Here is a 22,222-nt window from a genome sequence, read left to right as displayed (position 1 = left end):
TTATTATTTAACTCAAAAATGTTGAAACCCCAAAAAGCGGTGTCTTATTGTTCTCGCCCGCTATTTCTCGAACCAGTTTAGGAACCAAATACCCCGGAAGGTTCGCTAAAACTTCAGTATAAATCTCATAAATGTCATCAGGTGGTAAATCAAAATGATGTGCACCTTTTACTTTATCAAGTACATGTAAATAATACGGCATCACCCCGGCATCAAACAAGCGATAGCTTAAATCTGTCAAAACCTGAGCAGAATCATTCACACCTTTTAATAAAACTGTCTGATTCAGCACAGTAATCTGTTCTTGAACCAACTGGTTCAAACGCTTGCAGGTGAAGTCATCCAGCTCCGATGCATGGTTGGAGTGTACCACCAGAATAATACGTAGCCTACTGTTTTTTAACATGCTAAGTAGCTCTTCGTCCACCCGGTTAGGGATCACAATGGGAACTCGTGAATGTATTCTTAAAAATTTGAGCTGTGGTAGAGATTCTAGCCGCTCGATCCAGAGTTGCAATTTCCGGTTGGATAAGGTCAGTGGATCACCACCGCTCAGAATCACTTCATTAATATCAGGCTGGCTTTCCAGATATTGCTTGATATTGATCCAGTCTTCATTTTTAGGCAGGTTGTCCTGATAAGGAAAATGCCGGCGGAAACAGTAACGACAATGCACGGCACAGGCACCGGTCAGCGTCAGCAAGAAACGTGATTTATATTTGTGCAATACTCCAGGCTGTTGATTGGCCTGTTCTTCGCCTAAGGGGTCGGTAACAAACTCGGGATGCTCCTGCAGTTCCAGATGATGCGGCAGAACCTGTAATAGCAGCGGGTCCAAAGGATTTCCCACTTGCATTTTTTCCACAAAAGCCCGCGGCACACGTAATTTGAACTGTTCACTGGCCAAAATCGCGCCCGAAAGCAGCTGCTCTGGTGAAAGCTGCAACACGTCAAGCAGTTCGCGTGGGTCGGTGATCAGGTCGCTAAGCTGGGATTGCCAGTTTTGTTCTTGATATAAATAGTTCGTCATGCTGGAAAATTAACAGTAGAAATGGGAGGGCAAAGCCTGATGGCTGCAGTTTAACAGCTTGTAGCAAACCAGAATAATCCGCTGCGCGATAAAATTGATCGCATCATCAGATATGCTAAAAATGATGATAGCCTGATGGCATTTTAGCGTTGAGCAAGACATGAATAAACAAGAGAATTTCATGTCTGAGTGTAACTTAGGCAGTGTCAACGGCTGAAACCGGAATTTTTCATTGCGGCAAAGTGTATTGCTCATTTAGAATACGCAACATCAAATGAATGTGCATGTGGCACCCAATGTTCGTGTCAGACTTGCTAAATGACATTGCAACAGCCCTTAGCATCTATAGATTAAAGTTAGTAAGTTTGGAGTGCGCCAGTCATGGCCTATTATTCTACGAATGATTTCAAGTCAGGCCTTAAGGTTATGCTTGATGGTAACCCATGTTCAATCATGGAAAACGAATACGTAAAACCGGGTAAAGGCCAAGCCTTCAACCGCGTAAAATTACGTAACCTAAAATCAGGTAAAGTACTGGAAAAAACATTTAAATCAGGCGAGAACCTAGAAGCGGCTGATATCGTTGAAGTAGAAATGGAATACTTGTACAACGACGGTGAAATGTGGAACTTCATGGATCCTGTAACTTTTGAACAGATCGCAGCTGATAAAACAGCGATGAGCGATGCTGCAAAATGGTTAAAAGACGATTCAAATGAAAAGTGTACTATTATGCTGTTCAATGGCGTGCCGTTAAACGTAACTCCACCGAACTTCGTAGTACTTAAAATCGTTGAAACTGACCCAGGTGTTCGTGGTGATACTTCAGGCGGTGGCGGTAAGCCGGCGAAACTTGAAACAGGTGCAGTCGTACGTGTTCCATTATTCGTACAGCAAGAAGAAAGCGTTCGTGTAGATACCCGTACTGGTGATTATTTAGAACGTGCATAATGGTTTTAAAATAGACTATTATCGAGAGGGATGATCTAGATCATCCCTTTTTTTATGCCAAAGTCTTAGAGGAAAGCGAAAAGAACAGGCGTAAAGTCGCAAGGGAAAACAGCAGTACTTCGAACAACAACAACCGCGCTGATTTATATGCATCACAATATGAGGGATTGAATGGAAACTTTACAAAAGAAGTCCACGCTGACTTCGAAAATAATTTGGCTTTTAGTAGCCATAGTGGGTGCAGTCTCCTTTGGAGTGCTGGCCCTGAGTCGGGGTGAGCATGTCAATGCAGTCTGGCTGGTACTTGCAGCTGCCTGTGTCTATAGCATTGCTTACCGTTTCTATAGTTTGTTTATTGCCACCAAAGTATTCGAGCTGAATGAGCGCCGTTTGACGCCTGCGCATCGTCTGGCCGATGGTCTGGATTATGTACCGACCAATAAAAGTGTCTTGTTTGGCCATCACTTTGCAGCGATTGCCGGTGCAGGCCCGCTGGTCGGTCCGATCCTGGCCGCACAAATGGGCTATTTACCCGGAACGATCTGGCTGTTAGTCGGTGTGGTACTGGCCGGTGCCGTACAGGATTTTCTGGTGCTGTTTATTTCGACCCGGCGTGACGGTCGTTCACTCGGTGAAATGGCCAAGCAGGAACTCGGCACCTTTGCCGGTATTATCGTCATGCTGGGTGCTTTAGGCGTGATGATCATCATCCTGGCGGTGTTGGCACTGGTGGTCGTCAAAGCCTTGACCAATAGTCCGTGGGGCGTGTTCAGTATTGCTGCCACGATTCCGATTGCGATCTTTATGGGCGTGTATATGCGTTTTATCCGTCCGGGTAAAATTGCAGAAGTGTCGATTATTGGTTTTGTATTGATGATGCTCGGGATCATCTACGGTGAAAACATCGCGCAACATCCGTACTGGGGGCCGTTCTTCACACTATCGGGAACTGAGCTGACCTGGGCATTGATTATCTATGGATTTATTGCATCAGTATTGCCGGTGTGGCTGTTGCTTGCACCACGTGACTATCTATCCACTTTCTTGAAAATTGGTGTAATTGCCGGTCTGGCGATTGGTATTCTGTTTGCCATGCCTGAAATGAAACTGCCAGCGGTGACCAAGTTTATTGATGGTACTGGCCCAGTATTTGCAGGCTCCATGTTCCCATTCCTGTTTATTACCATTGCCTGTGGTGCGATTTCCGGTTTCCACGCCTTGGTCTCTTCGGGAACGACACCGAAACTGGTCAATAACGAACGCGATATCCGTGTGATCGGTTATGGCGGTATGTTGATGGAATCTTTTGTGGCGATCATGGCTTTGATCTGTGCCGCAGTTCTGGATCCGGGAATTTATTTTGCGATTAACTCGCCAGCCGCCTTACTCGGGACTACCGCAGAAAGTGCGGCAGAAGCAGTGCGTACCCTTGGTTTTGTGGTAACCCCTGAAGCCTTGACTTTATTGGCTCAAGAAGTCGGTGAAAACTCGATTCTGTCACGTACAGGTGGTGCACCGACTTTTGCGATTGGTATGGCGCATATCATCACGGAAATTTTTAATAGCCGTGAAATGATGGCGTTCTGGTATCACTTTGCGATTCTGTTTGAAGCTCTATTCATTCTGACAGCGGTAGATGCCGGTACGCGTGCCTGTCGCTTTATGGTGCAGGATACAGTCGGCATCGTGATTCCTGCGGTGAAAAACTCGCATAATTTCTTTGGTAACTTGCTGGGTACTGCGGTTGCAGTCGCAGGTTGGGGCTTCTTCGTCTATCAGGGCGTGGTCGATCCACTCGGCGGCATTAACAGCTTATGGCCGCTATTTGGTATTGGTAACCAGATTCTGGCTGCGATGGCGCTCATTCTCGGTACAGTCATTCTGTTCAAAATGAAAAAACAGAAATATGTCTGGGTCACCATTATCCCGACCGTTTTCCTGTTCATTACTTCCATGACTGCCGGCTGGCAGAAGATTTTCCACGAAAATCCGAAGATTGGTTTCCTGGCACAAGCTGATCGTTTCAATACGGCCATCGCCAATAATGAAATCCTGGCGCCGGCTAAAAGTATTGCAGAAATGCAGACTGTGGCCATGTCGAATCAGATTAATGCCGCACTTTGTGCCTTTTTTATGATCGTTGCTTTTGTGATGCTGTTCGCCGCGATTCGCGTGATTCGTCGTGCTTTAGCAGATCCGAATCCTTCTGTGCATGAAGCGGAAGCCATCTATCGCGATCCTGAAGACATTCAGCCAGCGAAAGGTCATTAAGGAGAGTCTTATGAATCTGAAATTTGCCAAAAGCGGAAAAACCATGATTTATAAAATCATCAAAATGACCGTGATGTCACAAAAGGATTTGATTCTGAATCCGAAAAACTGGTCACGTATTGCGACCTTGTGGCAACGCTTGCAGCAAAGTTTCCGCCTGATGGTTGGGGTGCCAGATTACCAGACCTATGTGGAGCATATGCGCAAGCATCATCCAGACCTGGAAGCGATGGACCCGAAAACATTTTATCGTCACTGTGTGGATTCGCGTTATCCATCGGCAGGCAGTGGGATGAAGAAATGTCCGTGTTAATTTTTGAGTAAAACAAGCGCCTTTCGGGGCGCTTTTTTATGCCTAAATATCGGTCTTAAAAATGGCCGAGCGAATGACCTCTCATTTCATTCACTCAGTTGTTTCAGAATATTCTTGATTCAAATCCAGGATAAAAATAAATCTGCATACCTTTTAAGTATGGTGTTTTAACTATCATAAATAAAATGTATACGAGGTATTAATACTCGCACTCGAAGAAAAAATGATTTCTTCTTGAACCGGTTTTTTTGCCTGTTTTCTATGTTGCCATTTTCTCCGTACTTGATAAAACCCACCTATTTTTATTTGAATTTTCGCCATTTTGTCGCGGGTATTCTCATTCAGTTACACAGATAGAGAATTGATCTTTTGGGGAAATTAAAATTTCAGTGTATGTTAATCCTAGACCGTGTTTTATTAGGAAAATTAGTGTGATCTGGGGCATGAAACAAAAGGAAAATAACGATACTGCACATCTCAATACTGTGCTTGAACAAAAGATTGCAAGTTATGCGCCCAAGATCCAGCATTTTTTTGAAGAGGTCAATGCCATCGTACTGGACAAGCAGGCCCAGACCAAGTTGGCGCTGTGCTGTCTGATTGCAGGTGGTCATGTTCTATTTGAGGATTTACCGGGTCTGGGGAAAACCACATTGGCGAGTAGTCTGGCACATCTGGCAGGGTTGAAGTTCCAGCGGATTCAATTTACCAACGATATGCTGGCCAGCGATGTCATCGGTATTAATATGTTTAACCAGAAAGAACATCAGTTCGAGTTTAAACAAGGCCCGATTTTCACCCAGATTTTACTGGCAGATGAAATTAACCGTTGTAGCCCCAAAACCCAGAGTGCCTTACTTGAAGCCATGGAAGAGGGTTATGCCACCATTGATGGCGTACGCTATGCCTTGCCAAAACCATTCTGGGTGATTGCCACACAGAACCCGCTGTTTCAAAGCGGCACTTATGCCTTGCCGGAATCGCAGCTGGATCGTTTTCTGATGCGTTTGTCTTTGGGTTATCCATCGCGTCATGCCGAGAAGCTGTTATTACAGCAGGAATCCCGTTTTGCCCTGATTGCCAGTCTGGCGCATATTTTTACTGAAGATGAAATTCTGGATCTGCAAAGTCTGGCGCATCAGGTCTTTATGAGTGAAGCGATTCAGGAATATCTGCTGGATCTGGCGGAAGAAACCCGCAAGAACCGTCATGGCCTGTCCACCCGTGGTTTATTGGCACTCAAGCGTGCAGCACAAGCGCATGCGCTGATTCAGCAACGTGCCTTTGTCACAGCGGATGACGTACAGGCCGTATTTGTGGCGGTGACTTCACATCGTCTGGGTTTGAGTGAAGCTGAAACTTTGAATGTCATGCAACAGGTTGCGGTCAGCTAAAGGAGTCCTCTCTTGGATAAAACCTGGCAAGAATGGCTGGCCAAACGCTTTCAATTTTCACAGCAGAAACAGCTCTCGCAGAAAGACGTCTTGGTATTTATTTATCAGCAGGGCTATCTGTATCTGGTGTTGATCTTGATCACCTTTGTGGCAGGGGTGAATTATGCCAACAATCTGATTTTAGGTTTCTGCTTTTTAATCAGTGCTGTGCTGTGTATCAGTTTTTATCTGACGTTTAAGCAGCTGCATGGCTTGAAGATTGAATTAATCGCGGATGAAGTGGGGCAGGTCGGACACAGTCTGAATCTGCAAATGTATTTTCAGCAGCAGCAAGTTCGACCACATTATTTGTATATTAAAGCTGGAAATCAGCTACACAAAGTTTATCTGAATGCACAGAAGCAGCAGTTTATCCTGCCATTTTATGCAGAGCAACGCGGTAAATTTGATTATCCCGTCATTCAAATATATTCGGTTTATCCTTTTGGATTGGTTCGGGCCTGGACTTATCTTTATCATCAGCATACTGCCTGGGTTGCGCCCAAAGCAGAAGTTTTTAGCGCAGAAAATAGATACCATCTGAACCGCTTTGAACCAGATATGGATGAATTTCGCGAGCTGCGAAATTACCAGACTGGCGATTCCTTGCAGTCGGTATCCTGGAAGCAGTTTGCCCGAGGACAGGGCTTATATGTCAAGGTTTTTGAGCAGTATCAGGATGAACACAGTATCGAGATTCATTATGAACATATGCCGACGCAATCACATGAAGAAAAACTTGAATTTATGATGGGACTGATCGAGCAATGCGAGCAACAACAATGTGCTTATGCACTGCATTTGCCCCAAGCCGAATTGCCACAGGGTGCAGGTGAAGCGCAACTGCGTAAAGCCAAACAGTTATTGGCACAGGCCTAAGGCAGATAAAGCAATGATCAATGCAAAAATCCGTACTTCGATTGTACTGACCTTGAGCCTGATTCTCATCGCCCAAATGGCATTTATTCCGGTCTTACTCAGCATTATTTTCGCCATCAGTATTCTGTGTATCTGGATTTATCTGAAACGTCAGCAGCCATTTCCTAAAATTGGCACCTTTTTGCTCACAGTTTTGGCACTGGGCAGTATTTATTTAAGTTATCAGAGCTTTATTGGTGTTGAAGCTGGAGTGGCAGTTTTATCGACATTTTTATTTGCCAAATCACTGGAAAGTAAAAACAGGCGTGACTTAATTATTTTGTTTAATTTTGCCCTGTTTGTCGCTGCCAGTTCATTTTTATACAGTCAGTCATTTGGCATGGCGATCGTGATTGTGCTGTGTTTAATCAGCTGTCTGATTGGCCTGTACCGGATTCAGACCAGCGAGTTTGAGCAGGAGCAGACCACCCAGCGTGCAGCATTACAACAGGATGCCAAGCATGTAGCGAAGTTTATCCTGTACGCCATTCCATTTTTCCTGCTGCTGTTTATTTTCTTCCCGCGTTTGCCACCACTTTGGCATATTCCCATCCCAGAAAATAAAGGTGTGACCGGTATTAGCGACAGCATGTCGCCCGGTGATATTGCTGAATTATCGCAGTCTAGTGCATTGGCTTTCCGGATTATCGGTGATGTCAGTAAACTCCCACCGCGTTCAGAGTTGTATTGGCGCGCCTTGGTACTGGATGAATATGATGGTCAACGCTGGACCAGCAGTTTCGTCAATCAGCAACCTTTAATGCGACAGCCCATGGATAGCTCGCCAGTGCCGGTTGGATGGAACTATCAATATCTGGCTGCGGATCCTTCGGTGTTCTGGATCATGGGGTTGGAAAAATCAATACCTGTGGAGCGCCGTTATTATAACCGTCAGGACTGGAGTATTGTGCCGCGACGACTCACGCAACGCGTTGAACCGATTCCGCTGCAGTGGATGGGGACACAATATGATCCTCAGGCTGTAGGTCAATATCTCGCGCGAATCAATACCCAGGTACAGCGCAGATTGGATCCTCAAGCGCAGCAGCTGGCACAACGCCTATATACGCAAAGTGCTGAAGATCCACGCCGTTATGTGCAGAACATTCTGAACTGGTATCAGCAGAATAACTTTGTTTATACCCTGAAACCGGGCCAGTTGGGACAAAACCGGATTGATGAATTTCTATTTAATTCGCGGCAAGGGTTTTGTGAGCATTATGCATCGAGTTTCGTCATGCTGATGCGTTATGTCGGGATTCCTGCACGTGTGGTGACTGGTTATCAGGGTGGAGAACTGGCACCGGATCGTAAGAGTTGGGAGGTCCGGCAACTGGATGCTCATGCCTGGACAGAAGTCTGGTTAGATCAGAAATGGCAGCGCTTTGATCCGACTGCCATGATTGCGCCACAACGTATAGATAGCGGAATGCAAAACCTGATGTCTCAAGATGAAAGAGTTTGGTCAAATAATTCGACCTGGACATCGCAGAATAATCAGTGGATGACCAAGATGCGGGTCTGGAGCGATTATGCCAGCTACCAGTGGCAAAGCAAGGTAGTGGGTTATAATGCAGAATCGCAACAGAACTGGCTATCAAAATTAGGTCTCAGTTCGGCTTATTCGAGTATTGTAGTTTTGCTCGGCAGTATTGCACTACTGATTCTAGCCTATGGACTCAGAATTTATCTAAAAGCCCGACAGGCTCAATCTCCATTTGATCGTGCTATCCAACAGTTGAATCAATCTTTAGCTGACGATCTCAAAAAACAGCCTGCTGAAACTTTTCATCACTGGATGCAGCGTTTATCCCAACAGGTTAAGGTCGAAAATCAGTCTGCATTTATAGAGGCAATCCGGATTTTTGAAAAATATCTTTATTCAGGAGCAGAACTTACTGATCAAGAATTGAAAAAATTCAAGTATTTGCTTAAAACTTGTGCTGATAGTTTAAAAATCAAATGAAAAGACTTGTCTTCAGTCAGAAAAATTTATAATATGCCATGCATTCTAGGTGTATAGCTCAGTTGGTTAGAGCGCTACGTTGACATCGTAGAGGTCAGCAGTTCGAGTCTGCTTATACCTACCAAGATTCAAAACGTTATGTTATAAGGGTTTTAAGCGAAAACAATAGCTTAAAACCCTTTTTTGTTGTCTTGAATAAAGTCTACCCTTAACCGCCATATCCGCCATATCCGCCCTTTTGGCGGTTATGGCCGTTAAATTTAGACCAAGATTAGACCAAGAATATAGAGTTATAGATCATGAAAATGCCTAAAGCGGTCAAGCGCGGTGAAAGCTACAGAATTAAAATAATGATTGCTGGAAAAACATATTCAGTAACCAAAGACACAGTAAAAGAATGCGAGCAATGGGCTGCGCAAAAGATGCTTGAGGCAAAAGCAAATAAACTTTCTGAAGATCTAGGTGTAAAGCAGCACTACCCATTTAAAACACTTTTTCATAAATATTATGATGAGCATGGGCGAAAGCTTCGCGGATCCAAATACGTCAAAGAACAATTAGCGCCGTTTGATGAAAAGTTTGGTGCGCTGGCAAATATGTCTATTCATGACATCACACCACAGCATTTAACTATCTGGCGAAATAAGCGCTTAAAACAAGTTGGAGCAAATACGGTGCTACGAGAAATTGCGCTGTACTCTTCAGTTTTTAGCTATGCGGTTAAAGAGCTTTTCTTATTGGAAAATAATCCATGGATGGGCATTAAAAAACCAGCTAAGCCTAAAGCACGTAATCGCCGTATTCGTGATGAGGAAATTCAGCTCATTTTAGAGGGATTGAATTATCGTGAAGGGCAGACACCAACATTACCAGAGCACTATGTTGCATGGGCATTTCTATTTGCTCTAGAGACTGCAATGCGCCGTGGTGAAATTCTCGGTATTACCATGTCAGAAATTTATGATCGGCATGTGCATTTACCTAAAACCAAAAACGGTGATGCTCGTAATGTGCCATTAACTAAAAAGGCCTTGGCTTTGTTGGATCTGATTGATCATGATGGGCCTAAGCTGATTCCACAAAATGAAAATGCTTTCAGGTTAATGTGGGAGCGTCGCAAGGCAAAAGTAGGACTGGCAGATATTCACTTTCATGACACACGCCATGAGGCTATTACTCGTTTTGTGAATAACCAAAAATTACCGGTTGAAGTGCTGGCAAAGGTGACAGGTCATAAAAATATTAAAGTCCTGGTGAATACTTATTACAACCCGGATGTTGAAGATATTGCGGATATGATGGATGCATAAAATTAAAGCCCCTTAAATTGGGGCTTTTTCTTTAAATATAGTTTGTATGGCCTTTTTCATTGATTATTCCTTGGTCGCCCGCGTCTCGCGATAGGTTTAGCTGTCAAAATAGCGTGTGCTTGTTCTGGATCGTAAAGACATTTCCCTCGAGTACCTTTGTTGATTGCTGCACAGCGGTCACGAACAGCGTCGGGACTAATGCCATAGTACTGAGCCAATTCAGTAGACGATACCAGTTTTGGGCTTACATCCTTGATCGATACGATCTTTGCACCGCCAACTTCAGAGCCTACAAATAATTTAGGTGCTTCACCTTGTACAGTGATTTGAAACATTCTCACTTAAGACACCTCCTTTAAACTTTGCTTCACTGTTTCCGGCAACCCAAACACATCCTTAAAAGCCTTATCAAATTCACCGCTTGCAATAAATTGATCAATGCAGTTTTCCGGCTTCTGATGCTTTTCGATGTAGCTGCTCAATGCCTGATATATACCGTTTGAATTTCCCTTAGTTACACCGACATGAATCTTGTCACCGATGTTCTTAACTGAAAATCCAACATCAAGATCTGAAGCATCAATGATTTCCATAAATGGCTCGAATTCACCTTGATTAAAAATCAAATCAAATGGCATTTCTTTGTGCAGCTCATCGCAAACATAGTTCGCCAATTGAAGCTTTGTTAATTGAATTTCAGTCATTTGACACCTCAACCGATTTGAACAATTCTTTCATTCGCGCGTAAGTTTTAGGTGCTGAGCGCTGTGGAATTTCTTCTGCCAATAAAGCTTCAAGTTCATCCCAGTGATCAACAAGAACAGCCCAACTCTTTGATACTTGCTTCATCACACCCAGTCGTTCGCGAAACTCAGGAACCGCATTAAGCAGATCAACGCAACGCTTAAAATCACTCGGGTCAGCCGGAGAGAACCGACTTTTCCAATCTTTACCATTTACCGGCCCACTATTTAACATAGTCGCCATTAGGCATTCGCTCGACATGCCAGTATTTGCATTAAGTAGCCAGTGCATGGCTTTTTGAATTTCAGTCATTGGCTGGCTCCATCTCCAAGTGCAACATGCCAATACATGCGCACCAAGTAGTCCATTGACTATTAATGCTTTCTGATCTATCGCCAAAATAAATCATCTTTTCAGCATCAAAATTAAAGAGTTTTGCGGTTGGGTGCATAGCTTCAAAATCACCACGTCTTAAATCGATTTTAGTCATTCGCTGGCTCCTGTGCCACAACTGGTAAATGCATCCAGTGTGTTGGCATATCATTGAGATAATTAGCCCAAAATGGACAGCCCGTGTCAGCACAAATGTCCATAAAATCCTTTTCAGGCTCAATATCTGGAGAATCAGACCAACAAATCAAAACCATTGTGTCTGTCGGTGGTAATTCATCTTCAACTGAAATCCATTTCGGCACCGCTTGAGCTTTAATACTATGTTTCGCAGACGACCACATTTCCCAAGCCATGTTAAGCATGTCATCTTCAAAACCATGTTTGGTTTCATCCAATTTTTTATTTTGGAAAGTGTATCCACGACCTTCCAATTCATAAAAGAAAAGATCTTTATCCATCATGCCACCTCAACTTTTAAAACGTACTTTTGGCCGCCGCTGGTGAACTCGATTGATTCACCTTTATCTAGCAAGTAATGCCCAATCGCTTCCAGATTTTTAGCACTCAATCCTGTTTTAGCTCTTGCTCTGCGACGGTCACACTCAAGACATATATTTGACTTCACGGATCGCTCGGAAGTGCCACATGATCGACATGGGGCAACAGGGCTGTAGCTTTTTAAACCTTGCTTCTCGGCACGGGTACGCAACACATGGTTTTGATGACTATTAGGTCGCTCAGCACTTTTAAGCGCTGTGTCTGCATTGCAGTAATTAAACTCGGCCTTATTGGTATTTACGGCCGGATTGATCTGACCACCACGCTTAACGAACTGAGCAACAGCATCGGAATAGTCCGGCTTTATTTGATTGCTGATCATCACGCTGCCATCCTTAATACTTTTGGTGCCTGAGCCCGTAAAGAAACCAGTAAGGGCTTACCAACTTTCAAATACTGCTTAAGAAAAATGGCATAGCGCTTTTGGGTGGCTTCACTCATCTTTCCAGTGCTGTCAATTTCAAGCGTAGGTTTATTTGATTTGCTGTATCGAACCAAAGCGGCATGCTTGACCAGTTTTGGTTGATACCCATCGTTCAATAGCCAGTTTTCAAAAGGGGTAGCCAGGCTAAAATGAATTTTCTTGGTGCCTTTGGGTTCAATGGGTGGGTAATTCATGCTGACACCTCGTCCCATTCAAAGTCTTCGCCAAGCTGATCAGAGTTATCTGAATCGTACAAAATGACAGAAATAATTTCGTATTCTTCCATTTCAGGCATGTTGGCCATTTTTTCAAATGCCTCATGGATGCTCTCAAAATTACCGTACAGCGTTTGAATCTGTGTAGCAGTCCCACCGCCAAGTAGTGCAAGCGATTCCTGAATGCTTGGATCCAGAGTCATATCCTTGCGAATACGCACTTGATATTTTTTAATACTCACTTCACACCCCCTACAATCGCAGCATTAATCTTTTCAATTTCATAACGATCAATATGGGCATTCACAGTCTTGTCAAAATGCACCACGTTCAGAATTTCCAGAAACTCGACTGAGGCATCGTCTAAGGCATACTCAACATAGATGCTGTAATCATTAGCTTTGACAGTAGCGACACAGGTTTCATGGCAAGCGCGTTTAAGCACTTCATATTTTTGAGCGGTGATAACCACTTGAGGATTATCATCAGCCACTTTGGCAGGCTGGAAAGCGTAAGCTACTGCTATCCCTGTGCTGATTGATGCTGCAATGAATGCAGACTTGAGAATATTGGATTTAGTTGTCATAATGACCTCGTTGTGTTGAAGCCCAGTGTCTGTCGAAAGTAGCTGGGCTTTTTTGTGTTTACGGGGTAAATATCGCATTACCGATATTAATAGTCAATAGGAAATCCGATAAAAATATAGAAAAACCGATATTTTTATTTTTTACTATGATTTAATAGGCAAAAGAAAACCCATCACAGGGATGGGCTGTTGCAACTTTTATTTTTCAATTCTTGCGTGTTTTTTTCTTAGCTCGATAAACGTAGCGAATACAATCCACCACCTCCCCAACGAACTCGCAATTTTCATCAAGTGGAATAATATTTGGTTTAAATTCAGGGTTAATCGCCTGTAGGTATTTAGTGCCATCAGGTTCAATCACCAGGCGCTTAAAAGTTGCATCATCAAACTTTCTAACAACAATAATATCGCCTGAGCTCATGTCACTAAATGACAGGGTCGGATCTACAAGAATGTAATCGCCCTCATGGAACTCTGGGTAATTACTTAATCCTTGAACTTTCAGGTAAAAGCACTTCTCACAATCACCATCTGGAATTGGCAGCCATTCTTCCACTTGGGACATATCAACAGCTTCGACATTGGTCATCGTGCCTGCTTGAACCCATGACAAAACAGGAGCCATGTTTGGCTTAATTACAGCAACATTACTTGCAATAAGATCGGATGTATCTACGCCTTTCTTTAATTCCTCCGCAGTGACACCGAGCGCAGTAGCAAGCTCAACCACGAAGCCTGTATTTCTAGCATTGCCTGTTTCAAGGTCAGAAATTACGGACTGCTTTACGCCTGATTTTTGCGACAAGACAGCCTGAGTCATCTTTTTAGCTTTGCGTATCTTTCTTAAATTTTCACCCAAAGTTGTCATGAGCTTTTCCTTAAAACCACTATCGGAATTGTGATACAAATTTCAATCGGTTTGGCTATTGTATAAATATCGGAAAACCTATATATTTATAAAAAATATAGGAGGTGTTCTATGAGCCAGTGGCAAAAAATGATCATTGATTTGAAGGAGCGGGGATTAACCCAAACCCAAATCGCTACTGAAATTAACTGCTCTCAAAACTATGTGAGCAATCTTGAAAACGGCTTATGTGGCAAAAGGATCGGGTACGACTTAGGTAAAAGCTTGGAGTGCTTGTGGAAAAAACACTGTTCACACAGTCCAGCAGCATAGGTGAGTAAATGAGGGTTAATGATATGCAAGAAGCATTGGATTTAGGTTTTCTTGATGTGCATGGGAAAAAGACCGATTCAACATCAGTCCGCATGACACATGAAGCATTGCAGGCGATTGATGCGCTGGCAGCAATGGACGACATAAAACGCTCGGAATGGATTCGGGATGCAGCCATTGAGAAGCTCCTGAAGTTCAAGAAACAACATGAGTATCTCAGCAGGGCGTTTGGTAATACTACGAATACGGTGAATACATCGTCCACAAATAAAGAAAGCCCAGTGGGTGCAACCACTGAGCCTGATGTTCAATAACTTAAGGATCATGAACAATGAATATGTTAGCACAACCAAACAACACCGAACAATTAGTCGAGGTTACTACTCGTCAATTTAATGGTGAGCAAGTATCAGAAGGTATTACCAATTCAATTCTGGTTGCTAAGCATTTTAAGAAAAACCATCGTGATGTACTTCGCGCTATCAAAAACTGCGGATGCTCGGATGAATTTAGACAGCGCAATTTTGCGCAGTCCTCTTATCTCAACGAGCAAGGCAAAAGTCAGCCAATGTATGAAATGACCAAAAACGGCTTTTCATTTATTGCTATGGGATTCACAGGTAAGCAGGCGGCCCAATTTAAAGAAAGCTACATCAATGCTTTTGATGAAATGTCAAGCCTCATTAACTCTCAAAACCTTACTTTGATTTCTCAATTCAATAAAGCATTTCTTGAATTCGAGCGAGCTTCCGATATTGCAAGCCAAGCAGGTCGCAACCTCTCTTTGTATGGTCGCAAGATTAAGCCACTGGCAGCGGAAAAAGTTGCTGAGCTTGAACGCCAGATCCAACCGCTACTGTTTACGGAGGATGTGGCATGAGCAGTTTTATCCCTAACAGCTTCCAGCTACCGAATGCGCTAATTGATGATGGTGTAATGGCTGATATGAAAGGCGCAGCATTGGCAATCTACATCCTTGTTGTCCGGAAAACTCGTGGCTGGCAGAAAGAAACCGATGCAATCAGTATTTCGCAATTTATGAAATTTACAGGCTATGGAAAAGATGCTGTGATTTCTGGTGCTGAAAAATTAGTTTCACTTGGTTTGGTAGAAAAAATTGGTCGTGATCACCAGGCAACACTCTACTCATTAAGTGATCTTGCTGAGCGTGAAATTTCCAACTTGTCGGAAAAACCGACTACTGCAAACTTGTCGGAAAATCCGACAGGGGTAGTCGGAAAAACCGACATCAACTTGTCGGAAAATCCGACACACAATAACAACTCAAAAACAACTATTACAAAAACAAATAAAGATAAGGGTGATCAGAAGAAATCTGGTTCTGAAAAAACTGAGAAATCCACTTCTAAAAAACAACCGTTGTTCGATGCAAAAGCAATTGAGTTACCAGTGAACGTAAATCGTGATCTATGGATTCAATTTGTTGATATGCGCAACAGCATCAGAAAACCACTTACTGAAAACGCCGTAAACCTTTTGATTAAAAAATTGATTGGTTTTGGTGAATTGGCAAATCAGTCACTGGAAGTATCAATCATTGGAAGTTACCAGACTGTTTTCCTACCCAAACAACAAGCTCCAGCTCAAAACCAACAGCCATTGCAACGCCGTCGCTTTGGCAACCAGGTAGATCCAAATCAGATGCGCACAGTGGGAGAGTCAAACTAATGAGCAATATTCAATTATTCGAGAACGCTTTTGCTGTGAACTTTCCAGTTGAAGTAGCGGAACTGGTTTTAAACCGCATTGGTGATGTCTACGGCGCTGAGTTCACCAAGAAATACGCAGGTTATTCAGATGAAGAGCTTGTTCGGTTGGCATGCACTGTTTTGAGTGGCCTGACTCCAGCTGATATCACTCGCGGCATCTTGCGTATGAATTCTGAAGAGTGGTGTCCAAACCTTCCAAAATTCCGTAGCTGGTGTGAGCAGGGCGGTGACTGGTGGACTGCGGACATGGCTTGGGCCAAAGCACTGCAGTTTGAAAATGATAAAAATTCGGAAATCACGACACTTGCGAAGCGCAGTCTTGATGAGGTGCGCCATATCCTCAACGTAGAGGGGCAGAAAGCAGCGCATTACGCCTTTAATGCGATTTATCAGGACTACCTTGCCCGGGCTAAGGAAAAAGGCCGTGTGCAGCAAATGTGGAAGAAAGAAGACAAGTCGGAAAAGACTAAGTCTTTAACTTATGACGAGCGCAATCGTAAAGGTGTGCCGTGTCCGCCTGAATTGGCTGCAAAGGTGAAAGGTGCTTTTAAGTGTGTAGGGGGTGCAGCGTGAACGAAAGAACATATCAGCACAACAAGGCAGCCTCATTAAATCGTGGTATTGACGTTTTACTTGTTATTAAAAACACACCAATCGCCACAACCAAGGAAATCAAAGATCAAGCGCTGCCATACATGACGATTAGATCGGTACAGCGCTACTTAAAAACCTTGGTGCAAGTCGGTCTTATTGGATTTGTTGGGGGTGGTAATGACGAATATCGCTACTTCCTTACACCTAAAGCCAAGCAATTATTTGGAGCACAGGGATGAACATCAATAAAGCAGAATTTTTAGAACTCGTAAAAGCTGAAAGCGTGGCACGTAAATCAACAGCGGTTCCGACTGAGAGAGAAAAGCTGCGTAAACAGTTAAACCGGGACGTTAAGAAGTTTCTTAAGAGTGGTGGCCAGGTTGAGCAGTTACCAGGTACGGAATTTAAACCACGTCCACAGCGGTCAACAGTGGAAAGCAGTGAAAATGGATATATTTCCCAGTACCAGAAAACGCGCCTGGCGAACTGGTGTAATTCGGGCGGACATTCGAACCCGAGGCGCAATATTTTGTCTGAATTAACTGGTATTTCGCTTCAACGAATTAGACATACCACGGTGATGGGTCATAGCAACCGCTTAACTCGGGGTGAGTACAAGAAAATCTGTGCGGTGATATCGAAGGCCGAAGAATTGCAGAAATTGCGCGACGATGAAGTGCTTAAAGAAAAGGCGCTTAAAGAAAAAACAACACAAAAAAGAAGATATCAAAAAAGGAAAGCAGCATGAACTTAATCGAAAAATATGGCGTAGATGCTCAAGGCTTGGTGCGGCGCTATGGTGGCATAGAAAGGTGCCGTGAGATTGTGGAAAAGGCTCCAGAAGGTGCGGAGTGCTACTCGTGGCGTTTGGGGGATTCTGGCATTAGAGACAAAACGGTTTACCTGGATGATCTGAGAGCGGCAATCGCCGATCACGACCGCATTGATACGTGCACGGACATCCGTAACCACATTTCTCCGAATACAAAGGTGATCGAGCGATGAAAGAGCAATTCGAAGTTTTCTTCATGGCTCAGTCCTTCTACCTGCAACTAAAATATATCTATGGGGGCCGCTTATTTGATTTTGATCAGGGGATTGGGTACCGCAATTTAACGGTGCAGATCGCATATGTGTGCTGGTGCAAAGAGGATAAGGAGTTTGTGGTTTGAAAGTCCTCATCGGCATCGATACAGGAGTTAAAACCGGTTACGCCGTGGCAATGGACCATGGCACCGGTGGGGAGTTGCACCAAGTGGAGTGCTTAAGTATCACCAAGGCAATGCAGGCGGTTCAGGAAATAAAAGCAATTCATGGGAAAGATAATTTAAAGCTGTATATCGAAGATGCACGTAAACGTACTTGGTTTACTGGCGGTAAAGAAAAAGCTCAAGGCGTGGGGTCGGTAAAGCGTGATGCGCAGATCTGGGAGGACTGGTGTATAGAACAAGAGTTCAATTACATCATGGTTCACCCAAAAGCAAATGCTACTAAAACCAAAGCGGATCTATTTAAGAAGATTACCGGTTGGACTGGCCGCACGAATGAGCATGCACGTGATGCAGCAATGTTGGTTTTTAAAAGATTTTGGAAGATTTGAGGGAAGAATATAAATGAGCGCAATTGTAGAAGTAAAACCAACGGTTCGAATGATGCAGAATGAATTGGCGCAGTGGGGTAAATGGGCGCGTCATGCTTCATACAATCCAAGTGAATTGACTTATACCTCACCTACTTATGGTTTGATGTGTTTGAAAGAGGGGCAGAAGTCGTCAGGTATTCAGGTGATGCTGGATGATGATGCTTTGGTTGCTGTTGATCACCTGGTGACGCAGTTGCGCTTTTCACGGCCAGATCTGTACCAGTGGATTGAGTTCCATTATTTGAAAGGGTGTCCGATCGCCGTTTTGGCGAGTAAGACCAAGGTGGCTCGATATAAAATTGACGGGTATTTGTTGGCGGCTGAATCTTGGTTAGATTGTAAATTGGAAAATTTGACAAATATACAGGAATAAAATGTGCTTATTTGGGGTTGAAAGCTGTAGGGATGCAATACAAGTCATAGACACTTTCGCAAGTATTATGACCATTGCTGGTGTGATGTTAGCCTTTCATGTTGCATTAAGATGGCAAACTCAAGAGAACTATAGTTTTGTTCGAGATAAAATATTTGAATTAGAGTTAGCGGTAAGTGAGTTATTTAATTACGAACAACATTTAATTATTACTATAACTAACGCACTGATACATCTTAGAGAAGGTCAAGATGATCAAAATATTCACGCTGTGAAAGATGAAGTCGCTTCTAAAGCGTATTTGAGAGGCAAGCTCTTGGAATATGATCTGAAATTAGATTCGTTAAGGATACTTAAGGTACCAATAGATTCAGAATTGTTTATAGATGGTTCAGAAGTACACAAGCTTATAGATGAAGGAATAGAAAAGATTTTATTACCAGAAAACTTAGCAATTATTGAGTTGTTGCGAAGTGATTTAATTTCAAAAGTGCAAGAAAGGCAAAAATTAATGCTTAAACATCTTGAAGTGGCTCGCAAAGCTATTTGACTTGTATACAGCAACATGGCATATTCATGTTATGGTTGGCGAAGTTATACAGCGTTGATCATATTGGATTGATCTCCAATTTTTGTGCAAGAAAGCTACTGTTTTTGATTGCACCAAAAAACCTGCTTAGATGCGGGTTTTTTAATGCCTGGGCTATTTGAAAATAAGCTCGCCAAATGGTGGGCTTTTTGACATTATTTATTCATAAAATTAAGTGATAATGCCTTTTTTGTTTTTGAGCTTTAATTGAAATGGCGATTTTAACTGTTAAAAAACTAGAAGATACTCTCGGTAAATTAGTGGCTGAAGGCGAAAAGCCTGAAAAGATTTTATTAGGCTATAAAGCGTATGGCGAGCTAATGAATGATCGTAGCTTTTTTGAGGAAGTGGCTGGCTCGGCAATGGATCCAAACAAACGAAAATATAAAAATATTAAAATTAAGGTCACTCAAGACGAATACCAGTTTAACGTGAAATGTCAAAAATAGGTTTTTATTGAAACTAAAGCCCACCAATTAATATTTCTTTAATCAACAAGATGTCATACTTGGAACTATATTCAGAGCAAGTGAGTATAGTCTTGGAACGTAAAAATCTTATATTTGTAGGCGGAATATTGTTCACGTCCATATTTTTATTATTTTTCTGCTTCTATCAGTATAGGTCTGATAAAAAAAGACAGATTGAAAATCTTGAGAAGATAGTTGAAAAGATAGAGGCCTCCAAATAGATTTCTTGAGGCTAAACTGAAAGCTCATTTCAATATAGGATTTTTTTGATGATTAGAATTTATTATTTGAAAAGAAAGTTAACTCAAGCTCAACATTTGAAAACATTTTCTTAGTATTTTCTATACTTTCTGGTTAAAGCGTTAGTGCTATATTGTTTTTGCGATAAGAAGAAGATGCAATACGAAGAAAGTGACTACAGCACTGGCCCACTTATTTGACGAGTAAGTGGGCTTTTTATTGCCTGTAAAAAGGCGACCCAAGCCTACTGGAGTGCTGACCAGTGGAACATGCCATCGAGTAAACTTCCTTCGGGAATCTAGACTAGGGAGTAGCGTCCCGACCTAAAGAGGATTGAAAGCAAGTAAAGCAGACCGTGCATGTTAGGTGTGTGTGATTGTGAGTAGCGTCTGGCCCCGCGAAGAGGGCTGTCTTACCAAGATTTTAATAAAGTCTTGTATATAATATTATTGTGTATATAATGCGGGCCAGATTCTATGGCTGTAGTTTCTATTAAGTTTCTGCCTCCTTTCCCTATAAAGGAGGTATTTTTTTGTCTGGAGAAAAGTATGCTCCAATTTATATTCTGTTTATTTGGTTTACATGGTGTGACTGAGATCGATTACACGGTTCATGATGAAGAAATCAAGGTTTGTCGGGATTGTTTGAAAGAAGTTGAATAACAATCACTCAAGCAAATATCTATGTCATTAGAATGAAATATTTAAGCTATATGTTTGATCTGCAAATAAGAAAGAAGTTGTAGCGCAAGTCAAGCCTGTTTAATTGGAGAGAGAGTTAAACAGGCTTTTTTATTCTTAAAATTCGCCGGACGTATTACGGCAAACAAAGCCCCTCGCATTCTAGATGTTGAGGGGTTTTTCTTTTCTTATTGGTGGTGATGTATGGATATCAAAGAAGCCCAAAAGAATCTAAATGAATTGCACGATGAGTTGGTGAAGTATCAGAGCCTAAGTCGAGCATTCATGAATAGCAAACAGATGATGGCTATTGATGAAGTAATGGCAAACATCCGTACTCGCATGAAGAATATTCAAATCAATTTAAGTCGGAGATAGCGCCGTGGATATAAGCGATCAAGAACGACTCGATGCCTTTAAGCGGGATCTATACCAAGACATAGCCAATCGTAAGCGATTGTTTGAGGCTGAGACTGGTTTAGCAATCAAAGATGTTGAATTGGTATTTGTGGATGTTTCCACTGTAGATCAAGTCAATCAATACATACTTAACGAAATCAATGTGACCTTGGGTGATTCAGATGACATGCAACTCATGTGAACAGCGCCGTCAATGGATGAAAGAACAATATGAGCGATCAAAAGAAAGAATGCGGTTGTGTATCGAGCGACTTACTCCTAAAGCTAATCGAACAGAACAACCAGCTGATTCAGCAAAACAGCCAACTCATCCAGATCAACAATGAACAGAATGCTCAGATCAATGAGCTATTGATTCAGTTGGAAGGTGATGAGGATGAGCAGCCTAAGAGGTCACAGTATTTGGATGGGTAGATATGTTCCATAGTGCAAAAGATGGTAAAGGCTTTCGACATGTATATGTGAATGGTAATCGCATTGACTGTGTATTGTGGGCCAATGAAGAACAAGGTTTGGTTTGCTTTATGCCGAAACGTCGAATGACTAAAAGGGATATACGCAAGGGTCAGATATACACACGTTTACTGCGTGGCAATGTGGGAGTCGAGTTCATTCATGAAACTACCCAGACTGCAAAGCAAACTACAGGCGATAACACCAAAGGCACCGAGACCAACTAAGGTCAATTGGGGTCAAGGTCGTGGTGGTAGACCGTGGCGCAGACTTAAACAGAAGATTCATACACGTGATGAGTGGACCTGCTGTTCATGTGGTCGTGTGACTATGGAGCTTGAGTTGGATCACATCGTTAATGTGGCTCAAGGTGGTACGGATGATGAGGAGAATCTCCAAAGCCTGTGTGTGCCTTGTCATAAGAAGAAGACTAGTCAGGAGAGTCGAGTATGAAATGCAGAACGATTGAACATACCGTTGATGCTTATGAGGTGAAATGGTTGCTAAGTCTTGCAAAGGATAACTGGGCAGCACTGCCGAATTGGTTTAAGAAAATGCATCAAGAGAACAGGATTTTAATAGGTGGAAGTCAGATTCGAGTAGAGACGGAAAGCTATCTAGAGGATGCTGGCTTGGGTGATGTGATATTTAAAAATCAAGATGGGTTTCTTGAGATTCTTCCAGAGGAAAAGTTTTACAAGCTTTACCGGGATATTCTTGCAGGGTGAGGGGGGAGTCA

At 42.8% G+C, this 22,222-nt stretch carries 37 protein-coding genes and 1 tRNA gene; 27 read left to right on the top strand and 11 right to left on the bottom strand.

Annotated features, from left to right (window positions below; translation table 11 throughout):
- Nucleotides 1-7 precede the first annotated feature (7 nt).
- Nucleotides 8-1,030: an EF-P beta-lysylation protein EpmB gene (gene epmB, locus LOZ91_RS00585; RefSeq protein ID WP_244782501.1), complete on the bottom strand. Its 1,023-nt coding sequence runs from the start codon at nucleotides 1,028-1,030 to the stop codon at nucleotides 8-10.
- Nucleotides 1,031-1,411: 381 nt separating this feature from the next.
- On the opposite strand from epmB, the gene efp reads away from it, so the two are divergent.
- From efp to LOZ91_RS00545, 8 genes are all read left to right on the top strand, one after another.
- Nucleotides 1,412-1,981, top strand: coding sequence for an elongation factor P (gene efp / locus LOZ91_RS00580; protein ID WP_004279747.1), 570 nt, complete (start codon nucleotides 1,412-1,414; stop codon nucleotides 1,979-1,981).
- A gap of 171 nt (nucleotides 1,982-2,152) precedes the next feature.
- The gene (locus tag LOZ91_RS00575) at nucleotides 2,153-4,252 is read left to right on the top strand and encodes a carbon starvation CstA family protein (protein WP_005171642.1); all 2,100 of its coding nucleotides are present in this window, start codon (nucleotides 2,153-2,155) and stop codon (nucleotides 4,250-4,252) included.
- A gap of 10 nt (nucleotides 4,253-4,262) precedes the next feature.
- Complete coding sequence (locus LOZ91_RS00570; RefSeq protein ID WP_180101221.1) at nucleotides 4,263-4,565, top strand: YbdD/YjiX family protein; 303 nt, start codon at nucleotides 4,263-4,265, stop codon at nucleotides 4,563-4,565.
- Nucleotides 4,566-4,996: 431 nt separating this feature from the next.
- Nucleotides 4,997-5,959 (top strand): AAA family ATPase, encoded by a 963-nt coding sequence (locus LOZ91_RS00565; RefSeq protein ID WP_005096506.1) that lies wholly within the window; start codon nucleotides 4,997-4,999, stop codon nucleotides 5,957-5,959.
- A gap of 12 nt (nucleotides 5,960-5,971) precedes the next feature.
- Nucleotides 5,972-6,877, top strand: coding sequence for a DUF58 domain-containing protein (locus tag LOZ91_RS00560; RefSeq protein ID WP_005171639.1), 906 nt, complete (start codon nucleotides 5,972-5,974; stop codon nucleotides 6,875-6,877).
- 13 nt (nucleotides 6,878-6,890) lie between these two features.
- A complete protein-coding gene (locus tag LOZ91_RS00555; RefSeq protein ID WP_244782500.1) occupies nucleotides 6,891-8,882 on the top strand; it encodes a DUF3488 and transglutaminase-like domain-containing protein in 1,992 nt (663 codons plus the stop codon).
- A gap of 47 nt (nucleotides 8,883-8,929) precedes the next feature.
- A tRNA-Val gene (locus tag LOZ91_RS00550) sits at nucleotides 8,930-9,006 on the top strand.
- A gap of 175 nt (nucleotides 9,007-9,181) precedes the next feature.
- Nucleotides 9,182-10,192, top strand: a complete 1,011-nt coding sequence (locus LOZ91_RS00545) for a site-specific integrase (protein ID WP_244782499.1) — start codon at nucleotides 9,182-9,184, stop codon at nucleotides 10,190-10,192.
- A gap of 56 nt (nucleotides 10,193-10,248) precedes the next feature.
- Here the strand turns inward: LOZ91_RS00545 and LOZ91_RS00540 are convergent, their stop codons facing one another.
- The 10 genes from LOZ91_RS00540 to LOZ91_RS00495 form a co-directional block, all read right to left on the bottom strand.
- Complete coding sequence (locus LOZ91_RS00540; RefSeq protein ID WP_244782498.1) at nucleotides 10,249-10,527, bottom strand: hypothetical protein; 279 nt, start codon at nucleotides 10,525-10,527, stop codon at nucleotides 10,249-10,251.
- Between the two features lie 6 nt (nucleotides 10,528-10,533).
- Nucleotides 10,534-10,896, bottom strand: coding sequence for a hypothetical protein (locus LOZ91_RS00535; RefSeq protein WP_244782497.1), 363 nt, complete (start codon nucleotides 10,894-10,896; stop codon nucleotides 10,534-10,536).
- Nucleotides 10,889-11,248 (bottom strand): hypothetical protein, encoded by a 360-nt coding sequence (locus LOZ91_RS00530; RefSeq protein ID WP_244782496.1) that lies wholly within the window; start codon nucleotides 11,246-11,248, stop codon nucleotides 10,889-10,891. The genes LOZ91_RS00535 and LOZ91_RS00530 overlap by 8 nt, the downstream gene beginning before the upstream one ends.
- Nucleotides 11,241-11,426, bottom strand: a complete 186-nt coding sequence (locus tag LOZ91_RS00525) for a hypothetical protein (protein ID WP_244782495.1) — start codon at nucleotides 11,424-11,426, stop codon at nucleotides 11,241-11,243. The genes LOZ91_RS00530 and LOZ91_RS00525 overlap by 8 nt, the downstream gene beginning before the upstream one ends.
- The gene (locus LOZ91_RS00520) at nucleotides 11,419-11,787 is read right to left on the bottom strand and encodes a DUF551 domain-containing protein (protein WP_244782494.1); all 369 of its coding nucleotides are present in this window, start codon (nucleotides 11,785-11,787) and stop codon (nucleotides 11,419-11,421) included. The genes LOZ91_RS00525 and LOZ91_RS00520 overlap by 8 nt, the downstream gene beginning before the upstream one ends.
- Nucleotides 11,787-12,212, bottom strand: a complete 426-nt coding sequence (locus LOZ91_RS00515) for a hypothetical protein (RefSeq protein ID WP_244782493.1) — start codon at nucleotides 12,210-12,212, stop codon at nucleotides 11,787-11,789. Before LOZ91_RS00515 ends, LOZ91_RS00520 begins: the two co-directional genes overlap by 1 nt.
- Nucleotides 12,209-12,505 carry a hypothetical protein gene (locus LOZ91_RS00510; protein WP_244782492.1) on the bottom strand — a complete coding sequence of 99 codons (297 nt, stop codon included), beginning with the start codon at nucleotides 12,503-12,505 and terminating at the stop codon, nucleotides 12,209-12,211. Before LOZ91_RS00510 ends, LOZ91_RS00515 begins: the two co-directional genes overlap by 4 nt.
- Nucleotides 12,502-12,768: a hypothetical protein gene (locus LOZ91_RS00505; protein ID WP_244782491.1), complete on the bottom strand. Its 267-nt coding sequence runs from the start codon at nucleotides 12,766-12,768 to the stop codon at nucleotides 12,502-12,504. Before LOZ91_RS00505 ends, LOZ91_RS00510 begins: the two co-directional genes overlap by 4 nt.
- Complete coding sequence (locus LOZ91_RS00500; protein ID WP_244782490.1) at nucleotides 12,765-13,112, bottom strand: hypothetical protein; 348 nt, start codon at nucleotides 13,110-13,112, stop codon at nucleotides 12,765-12,767. The genes LOZ91_RS00505 and LOZ91_RS00500 overlap by 4 nt, the downstream gene beginning before the upstream one ends.
- A 205-nt stretch (nucleotides 13,113-13,317) precedes the next feature.
- A complete protein-coding gene (locus LOZ91_RS00495; RefSeq protein WP_244782489.1) occupies nucleotides 13,318-13,980 on the bottom strand; it encodes an XRE family transcriptional regulator in 663 nt (220 codons plus the stop codon).
- A gap of 111 nt (nucleotides 13,981-14,091) precedes the next feature.
- Here LOZ91_RS00495 and LOZ91_RS00490 point away from each other — a divergent pair, with 111 nt between their 5' ends.
- The 19 genes from LOZ91_RS00490 (at nucleotide 14,092) to LOZ91_RS00400 (ending at nucleotide 22,211) form a co-directional block, all read left to right on the top strand.
- Nucleotides 14,092-14,292 carry a helix-turn-helix transcriptional regulator gene (locus LOZ91_RS00490; RefSeq protein ID WP_244782488.1) on the top strand — a complete coding sequence of 67 codons (201 nt, stop codon included), beginning with the start codon at nucleotides 14,092-14,094 and terminating at the stop codon, nucleotides 14,290-14,292.
- A gap of 23 nt (nucleotides 14,293-14,315) precedes the next feature.
- A complete protein-coding gene (locus LOZ91_RS00485) occupies nucleotides 14,316-14,606 on the top strand; it encodes a hypothetical protein (protein ID WP_244782487.1) in 291 nt (96 codons plus the stop codon).
- A gap of 17 nt (nucleotides 14,607-14,623) precedes the next feature.
- Nucleotides 14,624-15,172, top strand: a complete 549-nt coding sequence (locus LOZ91_RS00480) for a Rha family transcriptional regulator (protein WP_244782486.1) — start codon at nucleotides 14,624-14,626, stop codon at nucleotides 15,170-15,172.
- Nucleotides 15,169-15,981, top strand: coding sequence for a replication protein (locus LOZ91_RS00475; protein ID WP_244782485.1), 813 nt, complete (start codon nucleotides 15,169-15,171; stop codon nucleotides 15,979-15,981). Before LOZ91_RS00480 ends, LOZ91_RS00475 begins: the two co-directional genes overlap by 4 nt.
- Nucleotides 15,981-16,595, top strand: a complete 615-nt coding sequence (locus LOZ91_RS00470; RefSeq protein ID WP_244782484.1) for a restriction endonuclease — start codon at nucleotides 15,981-15,983, stop codon at nucleotides 16,593-16,595. Before LOZ91_RS00475 ends, LOZ91_RS00470 begins: the two co-directional genes overlap by 1 nt.
- The gene (locus LOZ91_RS00465; protein ID WP_244782483.1) at nucleotides 16,592-16,855 is read left to right on the top strand and encodes a hypothetical protein; all 264 of its coding nucleotides are present in this window, start codon (nucleotides 16,592-16,594) and stop codon (nucleotides 16,853-16,855) included. The genes LOZ91_RS00470 and LOZ91_RS00465 overlap by 4 nt, the downstream gene beginning before the upstream one ends.
- Nucleotides 16,852-17,364 (top strand): hypothetical protein, encoded by a 513-nt coding sequence (locus tag LOZ91_RS00460; protein WP_244782482.1) that lies wholly within the window; start codon nucleotides 16,852-16,854, stop codon nucleotides 17,362-17,364. The genes LOZ91_RS00465 and LOZ91_RS00460 overlap by 4 nt, the downstream gene beginning before the upstream one ends.
- A complete protein-coding gene (locus LOZ91_RS00455) occupies nucleotides 17,361-17,621 on the top strand; it encodes a hypothetical protein (RefSeq protein WP_244782481.1) in 261 nt (86 codons plus the stop codon). The genes LOZ91_RS00460 and LOZ91_RS00455 overlap by 4 nt, the downstream gene beginning before the upstream one ends.
- On the top strand, nucleotides 17,618-17,788 hold the full coding sequence (locus LOZ91_RS00450; RefSeq protein ID WP_244782480.1) for a hypothetical protein: 171 nt from the start codon (nucleotides 17,618-17,620) through the stop codon (nucleotides 17,786-17,788). Before LOZ91_RS00455 ends, LOZ91_RS00450 begins: the two co-directional genes overlap by 4 nt.
- A gap of 50 nt (nucleotides 17,789-17,838) precedes the next feature.
- Nucleotides 17,839-18,216 (top strand): hypothetical protein, encoded by a 378-nt coding sequence (locus LOZ91_RS00445; protein WP_244782580.1) that lies wholly within the window; start codon nucleotides 17,839-17,841, stop codon nucleotides 18,214-18,216.
- A 13-nt stretch (nucleotides 18,217-18,229) separates the two neighbouring features.
- Nucleotides 18,230-18,631, top strand: coding sequence for an antiterminator Q family protein (locus LOZ91_RS00440; RefSeq protein ID WP_244782479.1), 402 nt, complete (start codon nucleotides 18,230-18,232; stop codon nucleotides 18,629-18,631).
- 67 nt (nucleotides 18,632-18,698) lie between these two features.
- On the top strand, nucleotides 18,699-19,181 hold the full coding sequence (locus tag LOZ91_RS00435) for a hypothetical protein (RefSeq protein WP_244782478.1): 483 nt from the start codon (nucleotides 18,699-18,701) through the stop codon (nucleotides 19,179-19,181).
- Between the two features lie 251 nt (nucleotides 19,182-19,432).
- Complete coding sequence (locus LOZ91_RS00430; RefSeq protein ID WP_004646432.1) at nucleotides 19,433-19,669, top strand: hypothetical protein; 237 nt, start codon at nucleotides 19,433-19,435, stop codon at nucleotides 19,667-19,669.
- A 1,145-nt stretch (nucleotides 19,670-20,814) separates the two neighbouring features.
- Entirely contained in the window at nucleotides 20,815-20,988 is a 174-nt protein-coding gene (locus tag LOZ91_RS00425) for a hypothetical protein (RefSeq protein ID WP_244782477.1), read from the top strand.
- A gap of 4 nt (nucleotides 20,989-20,992) precedes the next feature.
- A complete protein-coding gene (locus LOZ91_RS00420) occupies nucleotides 20,993-21,211 on the top strand; it encodes a hypothetical protein (protein WP_244782476.1) in 219 nt (72 codons plus the stop codon).
- A 29-nt stretch (nucleotides 21,212-21,240) separates the two neighbouring features.
- The gene (locus LOZ91_RS00415) at nucleotides 21,241-21,444 is read left to right on the top strand and encodes a hypothetical protein (protein ID WP_244782475.1); all 204 of its coding nucleotides are present in this window, start codon (nucleotides 21,241-21,243) and stop codon (nucleotides 21,442-21,444) included.
- Nucleotides 21,445-21,446: 2 nt separating this feature from the next.
- Entirely contained in the window at nucleotides 21,447-21,710 is a 264-nt protein-coding gene (locus LOZ91_RS00410) for a hypothetical protein (RefSeq protein ID WP_244782474.1), read from the top strand.
- Nucleotides 21,646-21,936: an HNH endonuclease gene (locus tag LOZ91_RS00405; RefSeq protein WP_244782473.1), complete on the top strand. Its 291-nt coding sequence runs from the start codon at nucleotides 21,646-21,648 to the stop codon at nucleotides 21,934-21,936. The genes LOZ91_RS00410 and LOZ91_RS00405 overlap by 65 nt, the downstream gene beginning before the upstream one ends.
- On the top strand, nucleotides 21,933-22,211 hold the full coding sequence (locus tag LOZ91_RS00400; protein WP_244782472.1) for a hypothetical protein: 279 nt from the start codon (nucleotides 21,933-21,935) through the stop codon (nucleotides 22,209-22,211). Before LOZ91_RS00405 ends, LOZ91_RS00400 begins: the two co-directional genes overlap by 4 nt.
- Nucleotides 22,212-22,222: the final 11 nt, after the last annotated feature.

It is taken from the genome of Acinetobacter sp. F-1, from assembly GCF_022869025.1.
Classification (GTDB): Bacteria; Pseudomonadota; Gammaproteobacteria; order Pseudomonadales; family Moraxellaceae; genus Acinetobacter; species Acinetobacter pseudolwoffii.
This window is presented reverse-complemented; position numbering and strand designations above follow the sequence as displayed.